The sequence below is a fragment of the Micromonospora sp. NPDC005553 genome (assembly GCF_042871765.1).
Lineage (GTDB): Bacteria > Actinomycetota > Actinomycetes > Mycobacteriales > Micromonosporaceae > Micromonospora.
In genome coordinates, this window is the sequence record NZ_JBIAJD010000006.1 from 206,634 (window position 1) to 231,530 (window position 24,897).

Here is a 24,897-nt window from a genome sequence, read left to right on the forward strand (position 1 = left end):
GGCACCCGGTCACGCCGACGGTTCGGGGCTGGTGGGCAGGCCGGGTGCCATCCGGCGGATCGAGGTGAAGGTCGGCGTGAGGGCCTCGTACAGCTCGGCGAAGAGCGGCAGCAGCGCCGCGTAGGTGGCCGCGGCGGCCGGGTCGGGGCGGACCGTCTCCTCGATCCGCACCAGGTCGGCGGCGAGGTCGATGCTGGGGATCAGCCCGAGCGCCTCCATGCCGAGCAGCGCCGCTCCGAAGCTCGACCCCTCGTGCGCGGCCGGGAAGCTCACCGGCAGGCCGAGGGCGTCGGCCAGCATCTGCCGCCACAGGCCGCTGCGGGCGAAGCCGCCACCGGCCCGGACCTCCCGGACCTCGTTGCCGGCCGCGCGTACCGAGCTGAGCACCAGCGCGAGCTGTTGGCAGACGCCCTCCAACGCGGCCCGCACCAGGTGCTCGCGGCGGTGGGCGTGGGTCAGCCCCACGTACGCTCCGCGCGGCAGGGCGCTCCAGTGTGGTGCCCGTTCGCTGTGCAGGTACGGCAACATGATGAGCCCGCCCGAGCCGACCGGCGCGCGGGCCGCCAGGGCGACCAGGTCCTCCTCGGAGTGCTCGCCCAGGTCCGGGGCGAGCGCCGCGCCGGCCCACTTGAGCACGATGCCGCCGTTGTTGATCGCGCCACCGACCGCCCAGCGGTGCTCGGTCAGCGCGTAGCAGAACACCCCGCCGAGCGGGTCGACGCCGGGCCGCTCGACCATCACCCGCATCGCGCCGCTGGTGCCGATCGAACAGGCCACCATGCCGGGGTGCACGGCTCCCAGACCCAGGTTCGCCAGTGGCCCGTCGCCAGCGCCGACCACCACCGGGGTGCGCTGCGGCAGGCCGGTCTCGGCCGCGGCCTGCGGGGTGAGGTTCGGCAGCACGGCGGTGGTGGCGACGAGCTGCGGGAGCTGTTCCTGGGTGATGCCGGCGATGGTCAGCGCCTCGTGATCCCACTTCAGCTCGTGGATGTCGAGCAGGCCGGTGGCCGAGGCGATCGAGTGGTCGGTGACCAGCACGCCGCAGAGCCGCAGCAGCACCCACTCCTTGATGCCCACCCAGTGCGCCACCCGCTCGAAGAGTTTCGGCTCCTGCTCGGCGAACCAGAGCAGCTTGGGCAGCGGCGACATCGGATGCATCGGCGTGCCGGTGCGCCGGTGCAGGGCCAACCCCGACGGCACCGCCCGCAACCGCTCGGCCTGCCGGGTGGACCGCGAGTCGGCCCAGGTCACCGACGGGGTGAGCGGATTGCCGTCCCGGTCCAACCCGATCAGGCTGTGCATCGCGGAGCCGAACGACAGCCCGGCCACCGGCTGGACCAGCTCCGCCACGACCATGCTGATCGACTTGAGCACCGCGTCGAGGATGAGTTGTGGGTCCTGCTCGGCGTAGCCGGGTTGCGGGTTGTCCAGCGGGTAGCCGACCAGGTGACTGCCGAGCTGCCGCCCGTCGGTGTCGTACGCGACGGCCTTCGTGCTGGTGGTGCCGATGTCGACCCCGATCACGACCCCGGGCAGCGTGACTGCCGGCACGACCGTCACCCCCTCGGAGAACATGAACGTCGGCATCAGTATCCCCCTATCGTGCTGGTTGCTCCGCCGATCGGGTAGTTCGCCCGTTTCGGCGTTTCCGGGTGCCGCGCCGCACCTGTTAAACCGTGTGACACCCCAGATTGGTGGCCTGCGCGGCGAAGGAGTCGGCGTGGCGAAGACTGATTCGACGGGTTCCACTTGGCGGTACCGGTGGGCGCACCGGCAGAACGTGCGGCGGGTCAGCACGTACCGCGGCGCTGAGACGGCGTGGCGGCGACGCGACGACGAGTTACGGCGGCTACGCGCCCTGGCCGCCGACTTCCAGGGCTCGGCCGCCGCCGGCGCCGGGCTGGCATTGGAGTTGGCCGCCGACGAGGTGGTGCTCTGGGTGCTACCCGCGGCGCAACTGGTCGAGGTACGGCACACCGCGGTACTGCCCGCGCCGGACCTCACCGTCGCCCCGGGAACCGGGCCGCTGCGCCCGCGCCGCCCGGACGGCGTACGCGTCACCGACGCCGGCATGGCCGTGATCACCAGCCGTAGACTCGTGCTGCTCGGCGGGCGGGGCCGGCGCGACTGGGCGTACGGCCGGATAACCGGCCTGTCCCACGACCCGGCGGCCCCGGTCAGCCTGATCCAGGTGCTGGACCGGCGGCGTATCTCCGGGTTGTTGCTGCCCACCGACGCCGCGCCGGACTTCCGGTTCAAGCTCACCCTGGCCTTCGCCGACGCGATCGAACAGCGCGCGGCGGTGATCGCCCAACTCGACGAGTTGATCGCCGAGCACGCCCAGCTCAAGCCGTTCCGGCCGGCCGCGGCCACCCCCGGGCAGGCGCGACTGTCGTCGTTCGTGCCCGGCGGCCGCAGGAGCATCGCTGTGGCGGCGGCCATCGCGCTGCTGGTGCCGGCGGCACTCATCGAGTCGAACCCGTCCGACCCGAGAGGTGGCGCGGAGGTTGCCGCCGCAGCCACCCCGGCGCCCACCGTCAGCGCCGCACCCGCGCGGATCGGCCCGGCGCTCGCCCTGAAATCCCCGCCGCCGAAGCCGACAAAGTCACCACGCCCGTCGCCCAGCGCGACCCAGAGCTCCCGCTGCGGAGCACCGGAAAACCCGCTGGGGTACGACTTCTGCGGTGGCACGCGGATCCGCAAGCCGGCCGTCGAGGTGTGCGACTGGTTCGACTGCGTACCCCAGTTCTGGGCCGGACGCGGTTACCTCGTGCAGTGCCGCGACGGTTCGGTGAGCCTGGCCGGTGGCCGGTCCAACGCCTGCGCCGGGCACCAGGGCGTGCGGCGGACCATCACGAAGTGACCGATTCGGGGCCTGAAGTCCGCTTCGCTCGGCCAGAATGATCGAGTGGAGATCCGGTCTGACGATGGCGCTCGGGTGCGGGTACGCCCCGTGGGCTACCAGCCCGGCATCGACCCGCCCGACGACCTGGACGGGGCCACGCCCGGCTGGCACGACTGGCTGCTCATCGAGGTGGACGCCCGCACCGCCGACGGCCAGACCTGGTCACACCACTACCCGAGCCTCATGGTCGAGGAGGCCCGCGCGCTCGGCGGCTGGCTGCACGGGCAGGCCACCGCCGCCCTCGGGCTGAGCGCGCCACCGGCGACGGTCCGCTTCACCGAACCCAACCTGGCCCTGCGCAGCCGGGTGCTGCGCCGCCGCCGGCTGGAGCTGACAGTGGAGTTCTCCGCCGAGTCACTGCCACCGTGGATGCGCCGGCCGTCCAGCGCCATCTACCCGCTGATCCTCACCGTCTCCGCTGACGCCCTGGCCACCGCCGCCGAACACTGGGTCGAGCACTGCGAGGCGTACCCACCGCGTACCCAGTCGCGGTTCCCGACCCACGGCCCGCAGCCGTACCGCCGACGAGCCGGCTGATCACCGTCCGGTACGGTGATCGTCGTCAGCCACGAGAGGAGGTGAGCCCGGTGACCATCCACCGTCATTCCTGGGCGCTCCTCTCCGCCGTCCCCCTCAGCTGACCTCTCGCGTCGGGGAGCGCCCTCCTTTTCCGGAGGACCAATGTCTGTCTCTTCATTCCGCATCGACGTCTCCGATGCGGTTCTCGACGACCTGCGGGCTCGACTGGCCCGTACCCGCTTCACCGACCGCAGCGGCACCCAACCGTGGCAGGGCGGCGTCGATCCCGACTACCTGCGGGACCTGGTGTCCTACTGGCACGACGGCTTCGACTGGCGGGCTCGGGAAGCCGGGCTCAACGCGTACCCCCAGCACCTGGCCCTCGTCGGCGGCCGGAAGCTGCACTTCCTGCACGTCCGGGCCGCGCGCCCGGCCGGCGCGCCAGCGCCGTTGCCGTTGATCCTCAGCCACGGCTGGCCCAGCAGCTTCGTCGAGATGCTGCCGCTGGTCGATCGACTGACCGACCCCGACCGGCCCGGCGGCGCGTTCGACGTGGTGGTGCCCTCACTGCCCGGCTTCGGTTTCTCGGAGGCGCCGAACGAGCCGGTGACCCGGGCGCTGCTGGCTCGGACCCTGCACGAGTTGATGACCGACGTGCTCGGCTACCAGCGCTACGGTGCCTTCGGCGGCGACGTCGGTGGAGTGGTCACCGGCTGGCTCGGTGCCCTGTACCCGGAGCAGGTGGCCGGCATCCACATGATCCATCCACCGTTCCCGGCCAGCTTCGACGCCCGTCCGTTGTCGCCGGCCGAGCAGGCGTTCCTGGACGCCGAAGCCGCGTACGACGAGACCGACGGCGGCTACAGCGCCATCATGGGCACCCGCCCGGACACCCTGGCGGCGGCGCTGGCCGACTCGCCCGCCGGGCTGGCCGCGTGGATCGTCGACAAGTACCGGGACTGGAGCGACAACCACGGCGACCTGGCAAACAGCATCGACCGGGACACCCTGCTCACCATCATCACGCTGTACTGGGTGTCGGGCACCGTCGGCTCGTCGTTCCGGCAGTACGCCGACTTCGACCACAACACACCACGACCCGACATCACCGTGCCCGCCGCGTTCACGGTGAGCACCGAACCCGCGCAGGCAAACTTCCCCCGCTCGATCGCGGAGCGGGCCTGCACCGACATCCGGCACTGGAGCGAACCGGGCCGGGGCGGGCACTTCATGCCGTTGGAGGAGCCGGATCTGCTCGCCGGTGAGCTGAGGGAGTTCTTCACCTCGCTGCGCCCGTAGTCATCGCCCCGGCCTCGTAGCGTCCGGCCTGGCCGGCGGCTGTTCGGGTGCCCACCCGGACAGCCGTCGGCACGGACTACGCGCCGATCGACGCCTTGGCGGCGTCGATGGCGTCGGACAACTCCTCGGTGTACGAAAAGCCGTCCTCGACGATGGCCATGTCGACCCCGCACTCGCGCTGCCGCGCTCGCAGTAGCGTCTCCTCCAGCGGGGCCACCGGGAAGGCCAGCGGGTCGAGGTCGGGAGCGGAGTCCAGGTCGCGGACCAGGAGCCACTTGCTCTGCTCGTCGTAGACGACCACCCCGGCGGCGATTCCCCTGGTCCATTGTTCGAAGAGGGTGGCCAGGCTGGTGGCGGCGCGAACCGAGTCCCAGGCGTCGGGTGAGATCTCGTAGCGCCAGATCTCACCCTCGTGGTCGCCGGCCAGCACGAACGTGTAGAGAACGACATCGAAGAAGAACAATGGCAGTTGGTGCCGCCAGGGAAACGGCGTGCCGATCGACAACCCCAGATAGTGGAGCGCGTCCCCGTCCTCCGGCCATGGCATCAGCCACCCCACGTCGGGCAGCACCTGCCGGTCGGGCCAGCGCTGCGCGTGCAACCAGGTCAACTGCTCCGCGATATGATCCACGCCGAAAATCCGCGTGACCTGCGCCGGTGGCTGCCCGGCGGGCGACTCGCCGTAGTCCGGCCAGTCGAGGCCGGCAGCCGTCGCCGCCAGGCGATAGTCGCGTACCGCCGCCCGCAGCACGCGCATGTCATCGAGCACCAGGAAGCTCCTCCGCTGTTAGGGATCACGCGCAGGCTAGCCCGGCAACGGGGGCTTCGGTGCCCGTCAATTCTCTCCTTTCGGGCGCAACGGGATGCATCGATCCCGGTCGCGTTGCCTGTCACGTACGTGAGCGGTTGTACCGCGTGTGACCGTGACCTCTGTGGCCCACGCCCCCTGGCGGATCGCCTGGGCCGAGCGCGAGAACGAGCGCCGGCAGCGCGCGTACCGCGACGCCACCGACGCCTGGCGGCACCGCGGCGACCACCTGGCGCGGCTCCGCATCGAAGCCGCCAGCTTCCTCGGGTGTACGCAGCCCCGCACCGGCCTACCGGTGGAGCTCGACGACGACGAACTCGTCTTCCGCGTCCTCCCCGTCGCCACGCTGGTAGAGGCGGAGGCACGGCACGTCCCCGGCCTGCCCAGGCCGGGCGGCTCCTGTTCCTTCGCTGAGCCCTCTTCCGAGGACCTGCCGCCGGGACTGCGGATCGTCGACAGCGGCATGGCCGTGGTGACCAGTCGACGCGTCGCCTTCGGCGGCCGGGAGCACCGGCGCGAATGGCGGTACGCCGATTTGATCGGCCCCGCCCACCACCCCGATGTGCCGGTCACCCTGCTGCCGGACCGCTGTCGACTTGACGGGCTGCTGGTCCCGGCCGGTGCCGTGGTGAACTTCCGCTTCTATCTCACCCTCGCGGCTGCCAACGATCGCGCTGCCGTCATCGCGCAGATGGACGCGCTGCTGGCCGCGCACCGGGCGGCTCCGCCCGCGCCTCCTCTGCTGGTGGACCCCGACGACGCGCCGCTGACGGCGGTACGCCCCGACCGGCGGGCGCTCGGCGCTGCCGCCGTCGCCGCCGTGGTGGTCGTGACGCTCGGCCCGGGTGCTCTGGGGCCCAATGCTCTGGGGCCTGGCGCATGGGGTCCTCGCGGGCCGGTGCCCTCGGCGGAGATCATCGCCTTGGACGTGCCGACGGCTGGGACGGTTCTTGTTCCGACCGGTCCGGTGGCACCCAGGTCGAGGGTCGGTTCGGCCGACAGCGCCGTGTGGAACCCGCAGTCCGTCCCGGCTGTCCGGCCGTCTGCCCCGGCAGAGGTCTCCACAGTGCCGTCACCGGTGGTGGCGGTGGCCCTGCCGCCGGCCGCTACGCCGTCCGTCGTGCCGACCCCGTCGGCCACTTCGGTGCCGACGACAGCCCCGCCCGTTTCGGCTCCTCCTACGCCGCCCGTCGCGTCGGCCTCGCCGGTGCCAACTGCGACCGCAACGCCGACGGCTACGCCTACGCCCTCGCCGGATCCGGGATTGCTGGCTATCTGCCTGGACCCTGTTCAGCTACCGGTGCTGGACCCGCTGCTCTGCCCGTCTCCGGCGCCCTGATCGACGTCTCCGCCTCCCGTCTGCTCAGTTCGTGGCGCTGAAGTCGGGGACGGTGAGGGAGCCGTCCTCCGCGAGGGTGAAGCCGGGGTTCCAGGCGATCTCCCAGAGGTGGCCGTCCGGGTCGGCGAAGTAGCCGGCGTAGCCGCCGTAGAAGGTCTCCCGAGCTGGCTTGGTCACCGTCGCGCCGGCCTTGGTCGCCGTGGCGATCACCTCGTCGACCTCTGCTTGGGAGCGGACGTTCTGGGCGAGGGTCATCGCGCCGGTGCCCGGACCTTCGATGCCCGCGTCCTCGGCTAGCTTGTCGCGGCCCCAGAGGACGAGAGCCAGGCCGCCGGCCTGGAAGAAGACCGTCTCCTCGACCTCCTGGCCTCGCCAGCCGAGCTGCTCGTAGAAGGCTTTCGCGCGGGCCACGTCCGCGACTCCCAGGGTGATCAGGCTGATCCGCTGCTCCATGGTCTTCAACCTAACGCCCAGCCGTTCAGGGACGTGGTAGGCGGCCTCGACGTCGTTGCCGCCTCAGGCGCGGCAAGAGCACCGCCGAAGTCATCGCCGACACGCGTTCGATGAAGTTCGGTGGGAACGATCCAACCCATAGCATCGTTGCTATGGGTTGGGGTAGCGTGGAGCTGGAACCAGAGGTTCGAGACTGGCTGGAGGAACTGCCAACTGCCGACTTCGCCCGAGCGGCGTTCTACATCGATCTATTGGCTGGCCGAGGTGTGTTGCTCGGAGAGCCGCACAGCAGACAGCTCGACGGCAAGTTGCGTGAGCTGCGGTTTTATCTAGAGCGCGACGCGGTCCGCGTGACGTACTGGATAGCCTCTGACCGGAGAATCATCCTGCTCACGGTGTTCCGCAAGACGCGAATGCGGGAGGACCGGGAAGTCGAGCGGGCTCGCCGCGCATTCGAGCGGTGCGTGGCAGAGCGGCACATCGTGAACGAGGGGGCAGAGCGATGAGTGATCGCCTGGACTGGAACGACCTGCGTGAGCGCCGGATGGCGGAGCCAGGGGCGGCCGAGACCTACGAGGCCACCCGGATCGCCTTCGAGCTCGGGCAGGAGGTGCGCCACCTGCGCGAAGGGCACGGCTGGAGTCAGAGCCAGTTGGCCCGCGCCGCCGGCATGACTCAGTCCGCGGTGGCTCGCTTCGAGGCAGGCGGGACCGTACCGACCTTGCCGGTCCTGGAGCGCTTGGCCCGTGCCCTGGATCGGAGGCTGGACGTCAGGTTCGCCTCGAACGCGGATGCGGCTTGACCACATCCGATGCCTGTCCCGATCAACGGGAGACGTGTTCGCGCAACGGTAGCCGGCGGTCGTTGATCTAGGATGCCAGGTCATGCGGGAGTTCTTCGCGGTCGGCGGTCGGAGGCTCTCGTATCTGGACTTTGGCGGTCCGGGTCAGCCCCTTCTGGCTCTGCACGGGCACTACAACGAAGCTTCGACGTTCGCGCCGCTGGCCGATGCGTTGGCACCGCAATGGCGGGTGATCGCGCTCGACCAGCGTGGGCATGGCGAGTCCGACCGTGCCGAAAGCTATGAGCGGGACGACAACGTTGCCGACGTCGCCGCGCTCCACCAGCATCTGAAGGCTGGTCCCGCTGCGGGCTGGGGCACACACTAGGCGGGGCGAACGCCTACCAGTACTCCAGCCGGCATGCAAACCGGGTCACCGCGCTGATCGTCGAGGACATCGGCGCGGTGGTGGACTGCGACTGGTCGTTCACCACAAGCCTCCCTCGCCGCGCGCCAACCCGCGACGCGCTGGCCTCGGCTCTGGGTGTGGCGGCTCCCTATCTCGAGTGCTCCTTTCGTCAGTCGGAAGACGGCTGGGGCTTCTCGTTCGACATCGATGACACGGTGGCGTCCCAGAAAACGCTCAACGGCGACCACTGGACGGACTGCGTCGCGGTGTCCTGCCCCACCCTTCTGATCCGTGGTACGCGCAGCGACTAGTTGGCGGCCGATCACGCTCGCGAGATGATCGCCCGTCGCCCCGGCCCGGCTTGTCGAGCTGCAGCAGGTCACTTGTGCATCACGATGCCGAAGCGCAGTTCGCCGCTGCGGTCAGCGCCTTTCTGTCCGAGTCGGGTCGGCAACCGTAGACGTCTTCGATCTCCGGACCTGTCTCGGCCGGAACTCGGCCGCTCAACCACTTATTCGACTGCCGGTAGCGCCTTTCCAGCACTCGCTCCCTGGTGGTTCCAGAGATCTGTGGCCCATCTCAGATGAGCCAACAAATACTCCTTACGTGGACGGACCTGAGGCGGGATGGCTAGTTGCCTTCCACCGAGCTGAGCCAGATCTGGAAACGCGTCGAGAGAAGGGCTCAGACGCACAGTCCAATTCGAGGGATCGATGGCGAGAAGAAGGCAGTCGTAGAGCGAGTGAAGATCTCGGCGGAGGAGGACGCCGCCGGCGATATCATGCTTCGGCGTGTCGCAGTAGCGGTATAGGTGAGCCGCTTCGATGGCTTGCGGGGGTTGCGGTCCGGTTATGAGACAGCGGTCCCCGAATCGTTGGCGCAGTACCTGACGAAACTGAGCTTGACCGATGCGAACCTGGCCCAGCCGGGATCGATGTCCAGCCGGTAGCCGTGGGTCTGTGGCTTCGACCCACCATCGGAGGCCGGGGTCATAGGCCTTTTCGAGCAGCCGGGTGATCAGTTCGGGGTGCAGTGGCCGTATCGACTGCTGAGCCGATCGATTGAGATATGCAGACGCTATATCCATCACACGAAGGTCTGCTGTCGGCCTCCAAGTGCGAGTGTAGTCGCACACATGAACGGTGACATTTATCTGTTCCTGAGCGGGTTCGTCGAACAGATACTGGCAGGGTGAGCACTTGTAGCGTGGGGTCAACTCCTTTCGTGTCTTGAAGGCGGTGTTGCCGCAGCGGGGGCAGCGACGCCTTACCTTCGTAGCCGCCTCGGTCTGGATGTCGTCGATCCAGCCGACGCCGAGCACATGGCCACTGTTGCGCAGGACGGCCAAATCACCAGGTTGAACAGCGCGGTGGTTCGGGACCGTGCTGTCCCAAGCGTACGTGCTGCCGAGAACGTCGGTGTACCCAAGGTTTCCAGCGAACTGCCGCTCCGACTCGTCGATGGTCAGACTCCACGCACGGCTCATGGCAGAGGTTTCTACAGCAACCGCACCAGCGCCGCTGCCCCTCAATGCTGACTCACGGGGCGCTTCGGGCAGTCGATCGGCGACCCGGTGATTTCGGTGCACGTGCCCGAGGGCATCCGGCAGGACCTCACCACCTGTGGCGACGTCGAGGTCGCCCGAGGCCGAGGCTCTGGTCGCATGGGTTGCAGCGATCGTCACCGATTCCGCGTACGCCGGCCGGACCATCTGCGTGGTCAACCTGCTCAGCACCAGTGACAAACTCTCTACCTGCTCACCCGGATCCGCGAGACCGTCAGCGAGGAGGAGATGAAACGCAGCCGGCTGCGCGTCGGTACTGCGAACGGGGTCGCGTGGATCTGCTAGCCGAGGCGGTGGTTCCACATCCGCAGTTCCGATCGCTCTTCACCGCCGAGGAATTGGCTGTTGCCAGCAGCCGGGTGGCAGATGCGTCTTCCAACCGCTTGTGACCGGGTGCCGAGGCGGCCGTCACCTCCACCCTTCGGATGGGGGTCACGGCCGCCTCGGTCGTCTCGAACATTCAGCGAACGGGCCGTCAGCGGCCCTTCACATCCTCGCTGTCAGCCCTCTGCCTCCGCAGTTACGCGCGCAGGAGTCGGGTCGTGCTCCTGTAACGTTCGGCCGCCGCGCTTCCCGGCCGGAAATACTCGACGAGGCCCGTGATCGTTTCATCAGGGCCGAGAATTGGCACCGAACGCTCCTCGACCGCCGCCTGGGTGATGCTGAACGCTTCATGCTCGCGGATCCAGCAGACGATCCGCTCCCCATGCGTCCGGGACCGGACCACCGTGACGTTCGCGCGGAACTTCGAGGCGTCAATAGAGCTGTCATCGACGTACCTGGCCCAGCCCGTGATTTTTTCGCCGTCGTGCACGGGAACATCGGCGTGCAGTTGGTAGGCCAGCACAGCCGCCTCCGCCTCGTGCGGCCGAACCCAACCGACACTGCGATAGCCCGTCGGCACCGGCACCCAGCCCACCAGGAGCTGATCGTCGTCCTGATCCGCGGATTCGCTCTCGGTCAGTTCGTCCGTGTCGGTACTGTTGTTGTCCAGGTCGTTATGGGCAGTTGTCTCGTTCTCGCTATCGGCCTCGCCGGGTTCGTTCTGCCCTGTCTCGGCAGCGATATGATCGACAACCTCCGCCTGGTTCACCCATTGATGCCGAGGGCGCGTCCACACCTGCTCCAGGAGCCCCGCGATGTCATCGTCCCCGCGCTGCCGATAGGCCGCGAGAATCTGCCGCGGCTTCGCATCGAGTGGAAGACCAACTGAATAGGCGAGCGCCATCGTCGCCTCTTCAGGGGTCCCGACCCCCTCGGCGCCGATTAAGGACACGGCCTGATCCAGCTGGTCCGCCTCCAGGGCGACCCGATCATCGATCGAGAGGTTGAACCGCCCGTACGGACCGAACTCGAGGAAGGCGGTCTGTCCCTCCCGGGCCTCAAGTCGATCCAGGAACCTCTTGATGGTGCCGCTCGCAGGCTGCAGTCCTGTCCATCGGATGCTCTGAGTGCCCAGATCCGACTCCAACTCGACCACCTCCCCTTGCGAGCATCCGACGAGGTTCGCTACGCCAGAGGGGACAGGGAAGCCCGAACCTCGGAGGTGATCGCGGGTGATGGTGATGCGGAATTTCCACCAGTCACCATGTCGGAAGAGGCGGCGGGTGGCGGTCGGGGCCTTGCGCGGTGCCACCGGCGATTCTCGACGTCGCACGACGCCCTGCGCGATCTCGTAGTCGCCGTTGCCGGCATAGGCCTGGACACTGCTGGACGACACGTCGAAACGGCTGGTGATGGAATCGATCAGCCGGGCGATTTCAATCTGGCCTCCCGCTGCGGCAAGTTCCAAGCCGATCTGCTGCCGGATGGACGTGTACTCCTCCATCTTCCAGCTGGCTAGCCCCCACGTCGCCCGGTCGGTCCTGACGAAGCGCTCATCCTCGCCGAGTTGGTTGGCGAGGCTACGGATGCTGTTGTCGCGGCCCATCTGCAGCTGCAGCTCGTCGATGTGGAGGGGCTCGCCCGTCGCTGCCAGTAACCCTGCCGCGTGATCGCTGAGCGATCGGATGCGGGTCAGGACCTGGTTGTTGTGAAGCGTATAGCCGCACCAGGTCAACCATTCGAGCAATTCGGTCCTGGGCATGGCGGTGGCTGCGGTGACCGCGGCGAGGTCAACAAGACCGTGCTCAGTCGCGAAGTCCTCAAGAAGCGTTCGCGTCTGCTCGCGGGCTGCATTCACGTCAGGCGCCGCAGCCCACCCGTCGGTGACCTCGAAGTAGTCGTCGAGGCGGTCGAGCACCAGCCACAGCGGCACGTCGACGCCGGGAACGTCACGGGCGAGATCAGGATGCAGTGTGATCAGGCGGTTCAGCGCGGCGATCGGTTGGATCTCAGCTCGGAGACTGGCGAGGAGATTGCCGATGCTGGTGCCGAAGTGGAAGGTCCCGGCGAGCAGCTCCCTGATCTTGTTTTCGATCTGACGGACACGCTCGCGCGAAACATCGAACTCGTTCGCGAGTTGAGCAAGCTTCTTCGGAGGTCTGCCGAGGAACCTGTCCCGCAGAATGCGCAATTGTCGATCATCGAAATCGGACAAAAGTGCGGTGAATTCGAGGACGGGATCGGACGTAAGGATACTTCCGGCGATGTCTCCGGCGGTCAAGGAGTTCAGCCGGAGCGCCACCTCCTGGATCTGCTCGGGCGCTCCGTCGTCGATGACGACCTTGAGCAGAGGCTGCTCGCCGCGTTGTCGGATATGGCGCCACGCCGCCAGTTGCCCAAGGTCCTCCAACAACTGTGCCTGCGCCGGAGGCAGCGCTGCCGTCGACGCAGACTCCGCTAGATCTTCGCTGTCGGGGAAAAACCCGTCGTTCAGATCGCCGGGCCGCACGATGGCGGCGGACACGAGCGCGGAGATGACCTCCTCGACCGTGCCCTGCCCCGTGCCGCGCACGTCATACAGGTCCCTGACGGACATCGACTCAAGATCAGCTACGGTCTGCACCAGAAGCCTCTGGAACGCGGTCCTGGCGCGGGCTCCTGTCGAAAGGGTGGACAGGGGCAGGCTGCGGGAGACCGTCGGGAAACTGGGTCCGAAGGCATCCTCCGAGTGCCGCACCAGGAAGAGTCGGGCGAGGTGACGACAAAGAGCCTCGTGGTCGGCCGTCATCGTCGTGACCGCAGGGGACTCCGTGAGCCACCAGTCGGGCGATGGAGTGAGTTCGGTGAGTTCCCGTGCAGTTGCGGGAGTGTGATGAGTGAGCCAGGGCAGCACCTGGATCCAGGACGCGTCCTGATACGCCTCGGGAGGGAGATCCGCAAATACTGCGCTGGTCACACTGTTCCCTTCATGCTCGTGCGATGCGCCATCACATCAGGGCGCGCTCTTGAATCCGAGCCGCTGTGCCTCGGCCCTGACCCGCAGTGCCTGGGATGCCTGCTTTTCGACGATCGGCCAGTTGTTGTTGATGTAGCGGCCGACAGTCTCAGCGAGCTGTCGCTGCCAGGGTTGGAGGTTCCTCGTCTCCTTGGCCCATCTGGCCAGAGCAAACCATTCGAGGGCGGAAACGGCCATCACCAGAGCGACATCGCCTCCGGTGGTGTCATCCGGGTCCGGCGGAGCACTGTCATCGAGCGGCTGTTCCGTCAACTCCGTCAAGAGATCGTCGGGAACGGTCCACGGGATGGCGAGCACCGCCTCCCAGCAGTCCGGGCGCTTCGCCCACTCGCCGATGTTGGTCCCTCCCCTGGACGGATTGACGATCACCTCACGCACGGGTGCACACAGATCGTCGAGGGCGGCGGCGAGCGCAGGTGACAGGCCCTGTTCCCGCCATAGGCGGTCCAGGTCGACGCGCCGGTTGGTGGCCTCCGCCAGTCGGGCGATCGAGTACGAAGTGATGTTGATCTTGTATCCGCCGAAGTCCCTCGCCGCGACGATCTTGTCAGTGGCCTTGAACAAGATCGCCTTGCCGAGCAGACGTTGTGCGTAGCTGACGTTGACAGCTGGGGCATTCTCGCCCATCCGCATCATGAGCTCGCGGAAGTTCTTCTCGGCCCCTCGGCTTACCAGGTAGGGAAGACCGGCCCAGGAATGGATGAACTTGGCCGCGTCAGCCTTGGTGAACTTTTGGCCGGTCGGATGCAGGCTCTTGAACCTGCGCTGGTTCGCGGGGGTGCGTTCGCGGGCCAAGGCGTCGGTGTACTGCCCTCGGGCGCGCTCGTAGAACCACTTCGTCTCCTGGCCGCTTCCGTCCGCTGCCGGCGCCCAGAGCGATCGCGTGACCTGCTCGATGGCCACGTGGAACGGGTGGTTGGAGCTGAAGTCAACGACCGTGACCTTGTTCTGGGTGTTCGAGTACTTGGAGATCTCCGGAACGATCTCCGGCAGGCGATCGGGGGAGACCCGGGTCAGCTTCATCTGTACGTGGACGCGGCTGAGATCCGCCTTGTCACGCGTGTGCGCGTAGTGGATCGAGGCCGTGGTCTGACCGCCGTTGACAATCTGCAGATCGTGGATCTTGCTGATCGCCTGGCCGCCCTCGGGCAGTTCGGTGAAATCGACGGTCGAAGCAGTGGCGGTGATGCCGTTGTTGTAGGCCAGAAAACGGTCCGGGTTGTGCAGAAGTGTGTCCCGGATGCCCTTGTTGACCCCACCCTTGGTCTGCAGGAACGACCGGACATTCAGCTCCAGCAACCGTGTGCCGTGCCGGCCGTAAAGGTCAGCCAGATCCTGTCCTCGAATGATCGCCAGGAAGACCGAGTAGTTGCGGTCGGTTTCGGGCGTGGCGAGGCAGGGGAGCGGTGGATCGAATTCGACCGCGATCGGCTCGCTGAGCGTTCCCGAGGAAGCCAACCGGTGGAGCCGGGTGAGGTCCCAGACCTCATGGGTAACGGTGAGACCGTCCAGCTCGCCGGGTGGCAGCGTCGAGACTGCGCTTACGGTGTCCGTCAGGAGGAACAGTCGGATCCGTGGAGCATTGGGCAGAGCCTTCTCGACCGCGACGCACATGTCATGCACGTCCGACGACTCATCGATGTCCCTGGCTAGACCGTCACGGCACTTGCGCACGAAGGTCAGCAGCCGCTTGAAGTTCGCCTCGGCCTGGCTCCGAGTCAGGCGACCCTCCTCCGGCTGAAGGCTGAACTGGGTGATGAACAGATCCAGGGTCCCGAGGGACTCGTTCATGCCGTAGCCGTTGACCTCAAGACCGAGGGCCTTGTGGTACGCGGTGAAGGTGTTTTCCACCTCGCCGGCCTGCTCCAGCTCATCCAGCACCCGTCGGGTGAAGGTGTCCGGAGCGGTGGCGTTCTCTGCTTCCGCTGTGGCGAGCACGTCGGCGACGAGCTCCTGTGCGTAGGCCGACAGGCTGGTCTGGCTCATGCCTCCCCCTTGACAATGCTGGCTGTCCGCTCGGCGGAGAGACCGTACTGATCTAGGCCAATTGTGCTGATTCGGTAGCGGCAACCCCCTACCCCTGGCCGTAGGTCAGCCTCCGTGATGCGCGGGAAGTCGCCGGTGACGTGCCAGAAGTCCGTTCCCCGGACGGTGTAGCGGAGCTCGTCGTACAGATGCCGGTGTTCGGAGAGGTAGCCGGCACTGATGAGCAGATCATCCAGTTCTGCTCGCACCGCCGCTAGCGACGCCTCCCTCAGCGAGCCGACGATGGCGTTGAGCGACTCGCCCGAGCCGCCCCGACGCTCGTCCAGCGAGAGATGGGCCAGCAGCAGAAGATCGGTCCCGGTGTCATCGAGCTGACGCTCGCTCGCGATGACGATGCTCCGAGGGTTTCTTCCCGTCCCGGTCTTGACCTCGATGGCACAGGTCGCCAGTTCGAAGTCCTGATTCGCTCCCATCGGCCCGCGCCAGGCCGCCACCGCCTCCCGAGGCGGCAGGACCGGACAAAGGTGGTCGCGTAGGACGAGTAGTTCCCCGAAGAGACCTCGTCGTGCCTCTTCACTGAGCCCTGTGTCGCGGATGGACTGGAGGAGATGACGCCAGTGTTCGAACCGTTCGATGGCCGCAGTCAGAGCCTCAACGGGGCCCTCCGCTGCGGATGCGGTCGTGGCCACGTCGGCGATCAGCGGATTGAAGACCTCGCGCCGCTCGTCCGCAGTGAGGACGACCCGAAGCTCGGTGCTCCCGTCAGGAGCCGCCGCGAACTCGATCGCAAGACCTCGGGTGTTGGGCAACGATGGATACCGTTCGACGATCGCCTGACCGGCAGATGCCGGCACCCGCAGAAGGAGCACCCGCCTCCCCGTTGGCTGCTGAACCGCCAGAAACATGTCGTGCCGTGATCGCGGAAACAGGCGTCGAGCGACGATGCCGTACGAGTGATGCTCAGCCTCGAGAGACGCCCAGTCTTCTTCTCGGATCCTCACTCGTCCGGATCCTCGTCGTCGAAGAAATCGATCTCCAGCTGCCTCCAGACGTCATTGACCACGTACTCGGTCTCGGTCGGATGCTCCGAGAACGGGAAGCTGATCGCGAAGCCGACCAACGGAGGAGGGTTGGGGTCGTTTTCAGCCGCGGGGTGTTCGATCGGGTAGATCAGGAGTAGCGGCTCCTGCACGGGCCGGAACCTCCGGAGCGGCTGCCCGGTGGGGATGGTCGGCTCCTTGAACTCCTTACCCTTGCGGTCGGCTTCGAGCCGACGCGCTGCGCTCGTCGCTTCCAGCGCGCGTATCCGGAGTTCACCGGAGAGATCCCTGCTCTCGTCCGCTGGACTGAGCACGCGCTTGATGGTGTGCCGTCCTTCTTCCGGTTCCAAGCCGTCCGGACGGGAACGGGTCACGAGGCGAAGTCGCTGAGTGCCAATGTTGCGCGGCGTTCCGGTGGGCGTGCCCACCAGTCTCACCGTCCAACGCGACAGCTCGCCCACCGCGAGGCAGCCACGGATGTACTGCGCAATGAGCGCCGGGCGCACCCGATAGGAGCCGCGGTCGGAGATGTATCCGTCGAGAAAACCGTCGATGATCTCGGTTGGTGCCACACCTCGCCAGACCAGGCTGGTCCCGTCGATTAGAGGAGTACTGTGCTCGTCCAAGCCGGTGATGAAGCGTTCGAGGATGTCGAAGTTCCGCCGGACAGCCTCGGCATGCAGACTGAAGACAGTCGTCTCGGGAAGCTCGCCGGAGTAGCTGAGCCGCACCTTGACGCCGCGTCGCATCTTGTTGGCGGCGGTGACCGCCAGGCCGGCCGGAGAAGCGCGAACGCGCAGTCCGAAACTCTCCGGCGTCTGGCCCAGACGCGCCATCTCCGCGAAGTCCTGACGGAGCTCGTTGTCCGCTGCAGTGATCTCCCCGTAGGAGTTGAAGAGCTCCGTCGTCGTGTACAGCCGGCACAGGTCCTCGTAGCCAGGGCGGTAGCCGAACCAGCGGCCCATCTGCAGCAGCGTGTCGTACATACTCGACGCGCGCAGGTAGTAGCTGACGCTGAGGCCCTCCAGCGTCAGGCCGCGGGAAAGTTTGTCCGCACCCACGGCGATGACGGACAGACCGGCCTTGCGGTTCTCGTAGTACTCGAGCGCGTCGCGGGAGGTGCCGTTGACGGCCCGGACATCGATCTTCCGGAGAGCTGGTCGCAGTTCCTTCTCAACGTCGGTCCACTGGATCCGCGAGGCTTCCTCCGCCGAGAACGACGCGCTGGTGGTGGCGAAGTCCCTCTCCCACAGGAGCCGGAGTTGAGCGAGCACATGGGCGGCTTCGCTGCCCATGCCATCGCGGAGTCGGTCACGCGTCAGGCTGACGTACTCGTCGATCTGGTCACGGATCCGGTTCTGCACACTGACGAACCGTGTGACGTGGATGAGCATCGAGTTGTGCTGGGTGCCCTGTCCCCGCACTCGACGGGCAGCGCAGGTCAGGATGAAGGCATCGATCGCTTGGCGGAGCGACGGGGGAAGCTCCTCGGGCGGCACCCATTCCTTCTTGTGCCGCGGAGGCATCCAAGCCTCGTGGCCATGAACGGGGCGGAAGATCGGAAGAGCTCTGATGCCGTCGTCATCCGGGTCTGTCGCGTTCAGCCCGAACACGCGCTCCGGTCCAAGGTAGTTGGAAGGCGCAGGCAGACTCTCGATGAAGCTCTCGGGGAACAGGTCGAGCCCGAACGTGTCGTGGTCCGCCTTCGGCTTGATGTAGATGTTGGCGAAGGGGGTCGCGGTGTATCCGACGTACGCAGCTTTGTCGAAGCTGTTGAGCAGGTGTCTGATCGACCGGTTGATCGTCGAGGGGTCGGTGTCATCGTCCTTGGTCGTGTCCACGGATGCGTGATCCGCCTCATCGTCGATGACGAGGAGTGGAATGTCCCGCACAACCTTGGACTTACCGTTCCCGACGGGCACGCCCTCAACCTCGACGATCCACTTGCGTACGTTCTCGAGGATGCTCTTGTGCTTCTTGATCACGAGAACGACGGGGTAGTCACCGATCGGCAGGTTGAGGTTCCTGGCTATCTGCTGCTTGAAATCCCCGCCCTCCGCGCTGTTCGTCAATGATGCAATCTTCAGCCGCGTCACGCCGGGCATCACTCCGACGCCGATGCGTGCGGTGTTCGTGGTCTCGTCGTAGCGCTGCTGGTACTGCGTGTCGAAGCCGAGCAGGCCCTCATCCACCCGGAGCTGGGTCTGACTCCGGAGGCTGTTGTGGATGCCGGCCAGAATCACGATGAGCTTGTAACCGGCGTCGGCCGCCTTGCTGGCGAAGCCGATGTAGTTGCCGGTCTTGCCCGACTGCACCTGGCCGACCACGAGGCCGGTACGGCGCCATGCGCCTGGACGCCGCGGGTCCTCGATCTGGCGCAGGATGCGGTCTGTGCTCTGGTCCAGTCGGCGGACGACCCGCGGTGGCATCAGGCGGACATCCTCAAGATACCGACGGTAGCGGTCCCAGAAGTCCCAGCTGCGCTCCAGCTGAGCCTCGGTGAGCCATTCGATGTGGTTGCGATCGTCCCTCAGACCGACCGAGTCGTCCTGCCACACCGCAACCCGCGACTCGATCTCCTTGAGCAGGACTTTCCGGTCGAGCAATTGACCGCGGGACTGCTGCATAACCCAGATCGGATCGACGCTCTCCGCGATCTCGTCGTGCGTTGCCTGACGGTCCTGAGGAAGCAGTGCGAGCACGAGCCGGATCGCCTGCTGCATCGCGTCATGGTTGTCCTGCGTCTGCGCGGTCATGTGGCCCTCCCCGTTGATCTGATGTGCGGTCGGCGGCGGTAGGGCCGTCAGCGTTGTTGCCAGAAGCCATCGAACTGGTCGAAGGGCGGCATGAGCGCGAGGCGCTCCTTCGCCTCGCGAGGGGTGCGGCCCTGGGCGACGAACGCGGCGTAGATGCGGTTCGCCACGTCGCCTACTTCCTTGGGTGCCGCTCCGATAAAAGGCTCGGGATCGTCCGCCACGTCACCGTCGTGCATGACCCGCAGCGCGGCCACCGGAACGGTCTCTTCAAGCAGCCTGATCAGCGCACGGGCGTCGGCGGCCGAATCGGGGCCGCCCTGCATCACCTCCCGAACCAGCGGATGATCGCGGTTGATGCGGCACCGGATGCTGCCGTCGCGCTTGTCCACCCGCCAGGCATAGATGAACTCGGCGCCGTGCTCCCGGGCAGCGATCCGACCACGATGGCTGAGCACCTCGGCGGCCCTGCTGCGGGTCGCTGTGCCGATGCGCTGGAGATGGCGCCGAACACCTACCGGAGGCACTGCCGTCGACTTCCGCACGTCGATGGCCCATTCGGCGTCCGCCTCAGCCGGGACGTCCACCACGATCCGTGCCAGGTTGTACCGCTCGTCGCGTCGGAAACCGCGGATGCCGAGCCAATCGCCCGCGAGGATCAGCCGGTCTCTTCGGTAGACGTAGAACCCCTGCTGGTCGAGCCAGCCGGCTGGACCGGCGGCCTGTTCCTGCTGCTCGGAGTCGAGCTTCTTGGGATGGGGCAGGATGAACGGCTCGATGCGCACGGTGTGCGAACCGACGGGCAACTCCTCGGTGGGAAGTCGCTGAACCGAGGGATGGCCGCTCAGAAACGGATCCCACGCTTTTATCGGAGTGCCGTTGACCGTCATCGTGATCCGGTTCCGGCCGCTCAGGAAACGGGCGAAGACCATGCCGAGGTGCTCCTCGACGCGGGTTGCCTCCGTGTAGAACTGCTTCTGCGCTCGGGTGTCCTCCACCGCCAGGCCGTCGACGGCGAACCGGTGCAACCCTCGCCAAATCACGGTTGTGCCGACACCCCCGCCCCGTCGCAGCCGGGCCAGAATGTCAGCGGTTTCGTCATCGGTGCCGTGCAGCAGGCGCCACTCGCTGGTGGCGGACACGACCGCCAAATCCCAGGTGCGGACAGCCTCACCTGCGCCGGCCTCGGGGCTTGTCGCAACCGTGAGTCGGGCGGCCTGCGAGAACGATGCGCTCTTCAGGCCCATGCCGAACCGGCCCAGATCCTCAGATGCTCGTGCCTTGAAGGAGCCGCGGGCGGCGATCGTCATCGCGCTGACAAGGCCCTCGGTCGTCATGCCTCTGCCGTCATCCACGACCGCCACCCATGAGGCAGGGCCCGCCCAGGTGAAGTGGACGTCGATTCGTCGGGCGCCGGACGAGACACTGTTGTCGACGAGGTCTGCCACGGCGGCCTCGACGCTGTACCCGAAGGACCGCAGAGAGGTGATGGTTCCGGCGGGATCCGGGCTGGCGATGTCGTAACTCAAAGCAGGTCGCTCCAGTCGGGCACGCCGTACAGTTTGCGTTCGTTTCTGTCGGACCTGATCAGCGCACACCGATCTGGGTGCAACGTTGGATTCGGTGCGGACAGCGCGAGTATAGGGAGGTGACGCTCCTCTCACGCGATACGTCGAGATCGTTTATTGTGCTTGCGAGTGTTACATACCGTTTGTCCGCGATGCTTCCACCCGTACGGATGGTTGGTGGTCAGGTCAACGGGCGGGTTGACAGCAGGACGCATTGAGTAGCGGTGTGTCGGGATGGGCGATCGTCGACACAGGCGGCCTAGCGGTAACCTGCCTGATCGTGACCACTGAAGACCAGCCCACCATCGCCCCTGTTCGTCGCCGTGGGTACGGGGTCAAGCTGGTCCGCGGTCCTTTCCTTCGCCTCGCTCCTCACCCTGACGCCTGCTCTGAGCCCGAGGAGTTTGTCGCCTTGGCATCAAGGCTCCGGGCTGGCGGCGGCCGTTTGGCCGCCGACTTGTTCAGCGGTGCTGGCGGTCTCAGCCTGGGACTCGAAGCCGCTGGATACCAGGTCGTGATCGCGGTCGACCATGACGAGGAAGCAATCGAGACCCACCGACATCATCACGGCGGGATGAGCGTCAACTGGGACCTAGGGGATCCAGAGCGGGTTCGGCAGGTGGCTGAACTGATCAAGGCTGCGGGAGTGGAGCTCCTCGCTGGCGGTCCTCCCTGCCAGCCGTTTTCGAAGGCTGGACGCTCGAAGATCAGGCACCGGGTCCGTCACGGGCTGCGTGACCCGTACGACGAGCGGCGGGACCTGTGGCGTTCCTACCTTGAGATCGCCCGCATCGCACGTCCTCAGGCTGTTCTCATGGAGAACGTGCCGGACATGGCGCTGGACAAGGAGATGTTCATCCTCCGGACCATGGTCCATGAGCTGGAGTCGATCGGTTACTCGGTCGAGGAACGCTCGGTGGAAACCTTCCGCTACGGCGTTCCGCAGTTCCGGCAACGGCTCATCCTGGTAGCGCTCCGCGACGGCGCGGCCTTCACCTGGCCGCAGGAACAGCGCGAGCGGGTGACGGTCTGGAACGCCATCGGCGACCTGCCGGAAGTGGAAGGCGGATGGCGGCCGACAGGCGGCGCGGAAGGCTGGACCGACTACGACCGGCCGCAGAGCGAGTTCCAACGGCGTATGCGGAAGTCGGTGCCTGCGGACGACGCAAACAAGATCTTCGATCACATCACGCGGCCCGTCCGTGAAGATGACGCTCGCGCCTTCGAAGCGATGGACGCCACGACTCGGTACCGGGATCTGCCAGACGAGGTCAAGCGATACCGCGAGGACATCTTCGACGACAAGTACAAGCGGCTCGACGAAAACAATTTGTCTCGTACGATCACGGCACACATCGCCAAGGACGGCTACTGGTACATCCATCCGCGGCAGAACCGCACCATCACGGTTCGCGAGGCGGCGCGGCTTCAGACGTTCCCGGACTGGTTCCGCTTCGCCGGGCCACCATCTGCAGCGTTTCGCCAAATCGGTAACGCCGTTCCCCCGCTGTTGGGGGAGCATCTCGCTGGCGCGGTACGCGTGGCTCTGGACAATCCGCGACCGGTGCCTGCGACGACGCAGGACATCGCCGCGCTTCTCGCTGCCTGGTTCGACAGCGCGGCGGTCCGCGGCCTCCCGTGGCTGAGGGCGGAAACCCGCTGGCAGGTGATTCAGGCCGAAATGCTTCTGGACCGAGCGCCCGCCGATGTGGTGCGCTTTATCTGGCCACTACTGGCCCGCTGGCGTCAGCCGCAGGAGACTGTCCTCGCGGAGGCTGAGCTGCTGGAGATTAGTAAGTGGGCTGGGCGGCCTGGGCGAGCCGGGGCGATTCTTGAACTGGCCGGCCGGCTCGCCGACAACCCGGAGCTGCTCCACAACGACGACCAGCTCCGCCATGTCCCGGGGCTCACCGAAGCGGTGGCCGATCTCGCGATTCTCGTGGTGCCTGCACACAGCGAAGAGGAGTCCGAGGAGCCTGTTCTTGTGACAAAGGGCGTACTCCGGGTTGCCGCCCGTTTCAGCGGTGATCCTGTCGATCGTCGGAACCGGCTCACAGACGGCCGCTTGGAGATCGCCCGAATGATCGGCGGTGATTCGGACGCCCGGCGAGCCCACCTGGGTCTGGTCGAGCTGGCCAACAGCCTTTGCCGACCGATGGAACCGGAATGCAACGCCTGCCCGCTCCAGAAGCTCTGCTCGGAGTCGCGCGCGGACCCGCTACGGCTCTTCTGAGCCGGGTTCGTCAGCGGCTCAGGGCTCCAATCCCAACGACTGGGCGATCTCCGGGGCGTCCTTGCGCAGAGACGCGGCGATTCGTTGCCAGGCGGCCCACTCGCCGGACTGCATCGCCGCCGCTCGCAAGGCGAGGCCGGTGGTCGTCGCCGCCTGCGCGGCGGACCGGACGTCGGCGGAAGCGTTTAGGTCTTGCGGCAAGGGCTTTGCCTTCGCCCGGGCGCTCTTACGGTAGGCGTCGTTGGCGTAGCCGCACAGCTCGTTGACCGGCGCCTCGAGCATCTGACGCAACTGGGCCGGTAGCGACACCCGCATCTTCGCGACGTTGATATTGAAGGCGGAGTCGAGGTCCGTGCTGAAGTCGAGCGAAGCCCGGGCCATCTTGGTGTGCTCGTCGATCCCGCGGATGGCACTCCAGCCGCCCCACTGAACCAGTCGGTCGGCCCGGTAGACGTAGAGACCCTGTTGTCGGTTCCAGTTCAACGGTCCCGACATTCGCTCGAACTCGCTCGGACTTGAGAATCTGTCACGGGACGGCAGGATGAAACGGCGAAGGTCAACATGGCCCGAGACATCACCGGCGGCGATCTCAAAGCGCTGCGCGGGCAGTTCGGAAAGGCCGCCCTCCTCGGGAGCGAACGGGTTCCATGCCCGCACCTTTTGACCATTGACAGTGATGACAAGCGGAGTGCGCCCGCCGACGCCTTCGAGGAATCGATGAAATACGATTCCAAGGTGTTCCGCCGTCTTTGTTGCCAGCGCTTCCAGCCGCCGGCGTGCCCAACCCCCCTCGGGGCGCTTATCGGGAAGCACCCGGTCGAGGCTGCGCCAGAGGACGACAGTCCCAGTGCTCTCGGCCAGCCACTGACGGGCTCTGGCGATATCCGGATCCGTGCCGGGATCAATCACGATCCACTGATCCCATTCCTCGACCACGTCAAGGTCGAGGACTCGGGCTGAGGTCCGCACAACGTCGGGGGTGCTGCGGGAAATCACTGCAACCGAACGGCACTGCGACAGCGACGCGGTCTTGAGACCCAACCCGTAGCGGCCGAGATCCCCTGTCTTGTAGGAGCGACGTGTGCCAAGTCGGAGCCCCTCGAGCAGCGCACCGGGAGACATGCCGCGTCCGTCGTCGGCGATGTAGACCCGGGTCTTCGACCCGGCAAATTCGATCATCACCTCCACCCGTGACGCGCCGGCGGCGACGCTGTTGTCCACGATGTCGGCCACTGCGGTCGGGAAGTCATAACCGATGTCACGAAGCGAGTTGGTCAAGCGTGCAGCCGAGGGTGCGACGTCGAACCACGCCTTGCCGGGCATCTGCCCACCTCCGTCAGCTCGTCCCTGATGACGACCAGGATGTCACAACCTATGTCGTGATCTTGAAACAGGCGCCGGCGGTGTCCGTAGAAGTCGCCATGCCCGCTCCACCTCATCGGCCACGGCCACCGGGTCCTCGTGTTCCCAGAAATGCCGAACCTGCCAACCCAGCGTCGTCAGTGCAGCGTCCTTCTCTCTGTCCCGTTCGACGTTCCGACGCAGCTTTGCCTGCCACCACTCACGGTTGTTTTTCGGCATCACCCCGTGCTTCGGGCACTGGTGCCAGAAGCACCCGTCAACAAAGACGGCCAGACGTGCTCTGGTGAAGGCGATGTCAGGTCGTCCCGGCAGTTCGGGGTGGTTGATCCGGAACCTCAGGCCGCGGTGGTGCAGTTCTCGGCGGATAAGTAGTTCGGGCTTAGTGGAGGACCGGCGCATGCGCTTCATCTGGTTGGAGACCGCGTCACTCAACGGAGCTGGCCGAGGAACTGCCGGCCCCCCAGAGCTTCCGGTCATCGCCGTGCCCCCTCGCGCCCCGTCACAGCTGCCAGACTGTCAGTGCGCCACCCGACTGCCT

At 66.6% G+C, this 24,897-nt stretch carries 20 protein-coding genes; 9 read left to right on the forward strand and 11 right to left on the reverse strand.

Translation table 11 applies throughout. The annotated features are described in order from the left end of the window. Nucleotides 1-9 precede the first annotated feature (9 nt). Complete coding sequence (locus tag ACFYPG_RS24835) at nucleotides 10-1,587, reverse strand: gluconokinase (protein WP_355005517.1); 1,578 nt, start codon at nucleotides 1,585-1,587, stop codon at nucleotides 10-12. A 133-nt stretch (nucleotides 1,588-1,720) separates the two neighbouring features. Between ACFYPG_RS24835 and ACFYPG_RS24840 the strand changes: the two genes are divergently transcribed. From ACFYPG_RS24840 to ACFYPG_RS24850, 3 genes are all read left to right on the forward strand, one after another. Then, entirely contained in the window at nucleotides 1,721-2,863 is a 1,143-nt protein-coding gene (locus tag ACFYPG_RS24840) for a hypothetical protein (protein ID WP_387354037.1), read from the forward strand. Nucleotides 2,864-2,908: 45 nt separating this feature from the next. Continuing rightward, a complete protein-coding gene (locus ACFYPG_RS24845; protein ID WP_355005515.1) occupies nucleotides 2,909-3,442 on the forward strand; it encodes a hypothetical protein in 534 nt (177 codons plus the stop codon). 144 nt (nucleotides 3,443-3,586) lie between these two features. Further along, nucleotides 3,587-4,723 carry an epoxide hydrolase family protein gene (locus ACFYPG_RS24850; RefSeq protein ID WP_387354038.1) on the forward strand — a complete coding sequence of 379 codons (1,137 nt, stop codon included), beginning with the start codon at nucleotides 3,587-3,589 and terminating at the stop codon, nucleotides 4,721-4,723. Between the two features lie 76 nt (nucleotides 4,724-4,799). On the opposite strand, the gene ACFYPG_RS24855 is transcribed toward ACFYPG_RS24850, so the two are convergent. Further along, complete coding sequence (locus ACFYPG_RS24855) at nucleotides 4,800-5,492, reverse strand: hypothetical protein (RefSeq protein ID WP_387354039.1); 693 nt, start codon at nucleotides 5,490-5,492, stop codon at nucleotides 4,800-4,802. Nucleotides 5,493-5,646: 154 nt separating this feature from the next. Here ACFYPG_RS24855 and ACFYPG_RS24860 point away from each other — a divergent pair, with 154 nt between their 5' ends. Beyond that, nucleotides 5,647-6,870 (forward strand): hypothetical protein, encoded by a 1,224-nt coding sequence (locus ACFYPG_RS24860; RefSeq protein WP_387354040.1) that lies wholly within the window; start codon nucleotides 5,647-5,649, stop codon nucleotides 6,868-6,870. 24 nt (nucleotides 6,871-6,894) lie between these two features. Here ACFYPG_RS24860 and ACFYPG_RS24865 read toward each other — a convergent pair whose 3' ends face one another. Beyond that, nucleotides 6,895-7,323, reverse strand: a complete 429-nt coding sequence (locus ACFYPG_RS24865) for a VOC family protein (protein WP_387354041.1) — start codon at nucleotides 7,321-7,323, stop codon at nucleotides 6,895-6,897. A gap of 167 nt (nucleotides 7,324-7,490) precedes the next feature. Here ACFYPG_RS24865 and ACFYPG_RS24870 point away from each other — a divergent pair, with 167 nt between their 5' ends. The 4 genes from ACFYPG_RS24870 to ACFYPG_RS24885 all read left to right on the forward strand — a co-directional run bounded on the left by ACFYPG_RS24870 (nucleotide 7,491) and on the right by ACFYPG_RS24885 (nucleotide 8,824). Further along, a complete protein-coding gene (locus ACFYPG_RS24870; protein WP_205780040.1) occupies nucleotides 7,491-7,829 on the forward strand; it encodes a type II toxin-antitoxin system RelE/ParE family toxin in 339 nt (112 codons plus the stop codon). Beyond that, nucleotides 7,826-8,125: a helix-turn-helix transcriptional regulator gene (locus ACFYPG_RS24875; RefSeq protein WP_112582320.1), complete on the forward strand. Its 300-nt coding sequence runs from the start codon at nucleotides 7,826-7,828 to the stop codon at nucleotides 8,123-8,125. The genes ACFYPG_RS24870 and ACFYPG_RS24875 overlap by 4 nt, the downstream gene beginning before the upstream one ends. Before the next feature lie 82 nt (nucleotides 8,126-8,207). Further along, complete coding sequence (locus ACFYPG_RS24880) at nucleotides 8,208-8,492, forward strand: alpha/beta fold hydrolase (RefSeq protein ID WP_387354042.1); 285 nt, start codon at nucleotides 8,208-8,210, stop codon at nucleotides 8,490-8,492. Nucleotides 8,493-8,569: 77 nt separating this feature from the next. Beyond that, a complete protein-coding gene (locus tag ACFYPG_RS24885) occupies nucleotides 8,570-8,824 on the forward strand; it encodes a hypothetical protein (protein WP_387354043.1) in 255 nt (84 codons plus the stop codon). A gap of 200 nt (nucleotides 8,825-9,024) precedes the next feature. Here the strand turns inward: ACFYPG_RS24885 and ACFYPG_RS24890 are convergent, their stop codons facing one another. The 6 genes from ACFYPG_RS24890 to ACFYPG_RS24915 form a co-directional block, all read right to left on the reverse strand. Then, on the reverse strand, nucleotides 9,025-10,248 hold the full coding sequence (locus ACFYPG_RS24890) for an HNH endonuclease (protein ID WP_387354238.1): 1,224 nt from the start codon (nucleotides 10,246-10,248) through the stop codon (nucleotides 9,025-9,027). A 349-nt stretch (nucleotides 10,249-10,597) separates the two neighbouring features. Continuing rightward, nucleotides 10,598-13,357: a sigma factor-like helix-turn-helix DNA-binding protein gene (locus ACFYPG_RS24895; protein WP_387354044.1), complete on the reverse strand. Its 2,760-nt coding sequence runs from the start codon at nucleotides 13,355-13,357 to the stop codon at nucleotides 10,598-10,600. Nucleotides 13,358-13,393: 36 nt separating this feature from the next. Further along, nucleotides 13,394-15,403, reverse strand: coding sequence for an AIPR family protein (locus tag ACFYPG_RS24900; protein WP_387354045.1), 2,010 nt, complete (start codon nucleotides 15,401-15,403; stop codon nucleotides 13,394-13,396). Beyond that, complete coding sequence (locus tag ACFYPG_RS24905; protein WP_387354046.1) at nucleotides 15,400-16,404, reverse strand: PD-(D/E)XK motif protein; 1,005 nt, start codon at nucleotides 16,402-16,404, stop codon at nucleotides 15,400-15,402. The genes ACFYPG_RS24900 and ACFYPG_RS24905 overlap by 4 nt, the downstream gene beginning before the upstream one ends. After that, entirely contained in the window at nucleotides 16,401-19,199 is a 2,799-nt protein-coding gene (locus ACFYPG_RS24910) for a Z1 domain-containing protein (protein ID WP_387354047.1), read from the reverse strand. The genes ACFYPG_RS24905 and ACFYPG_RS24910 overlap by 4 nt, the downstream gene beginning before the upstream one ends. Before the next feature lie 47 nt (nucleotides 19,200-19,246). Continuing rightward, on the reverse strand, nucleotides 19,247-20,725 hold the full coding sequence (locus ACFYPG_RS24915; RefSeq protein ID WP_387354048.1) for an ATP-binding protein: 1,479 nt from the start codon (nucleotides 20,723-20,725) through the stop codon (nucleotides 19,247-19,249). 319 nt (nucleotides 20,726-21,044) lie between these two features. Between ACFYPG_RS24915 and ACFYPG_RS24920 the strand changes: the two genes are divergently transcribed. Further along, nucleotides 21,045-22,997 carry a DNA cytosine methyltransferase gene (locus ACFYPG_RS24920; RefSeq protein ID WP_387354049.1) on the forward strand — a complete coding sequence of 651 codons (1,953 nt, stop codon included), beginning with the start codon at nucleotides 21,045-21,047 and terminating at the stop codon, nucleotides 22,995-22,997. An 18-nt stretch (nucleotides 22,998-23,015) separates the two neighbouring features. Here the strand turns inward: ACFYPG_RS24920 and ACFYPG_RS24925 are convergent, their stop codons facing one another. Together ACFYPG_RS24925 and ACFYPG_RS24930 are read right to left on the reverse strand one after the other, a co-directional pair. Continuing rightward, entirely contained in the window at nucleotides 23,016-24,320 is a 1,305-nt protein-coding gene (locus ACFYPG_RS24925) for an ATP-binding protein (RefSeq protein ID WP_387354050.1), read from the reverse strand. Nucleotides 24,321-24,362: 42 nt separating this feature from the next. After that, a complete protein-coding gene (locus tag ACFYPG_RS24930; RefSeq protein WP_387354051.1) occupies nucleotides 24,363-24,836 on the reverse strand; it encodes a very short patch repair endonuclease in 474 nt (157 codons plus the stop codon). Nucleotides 24,837-24,897 lie beyond the last annotated feature (61 nt).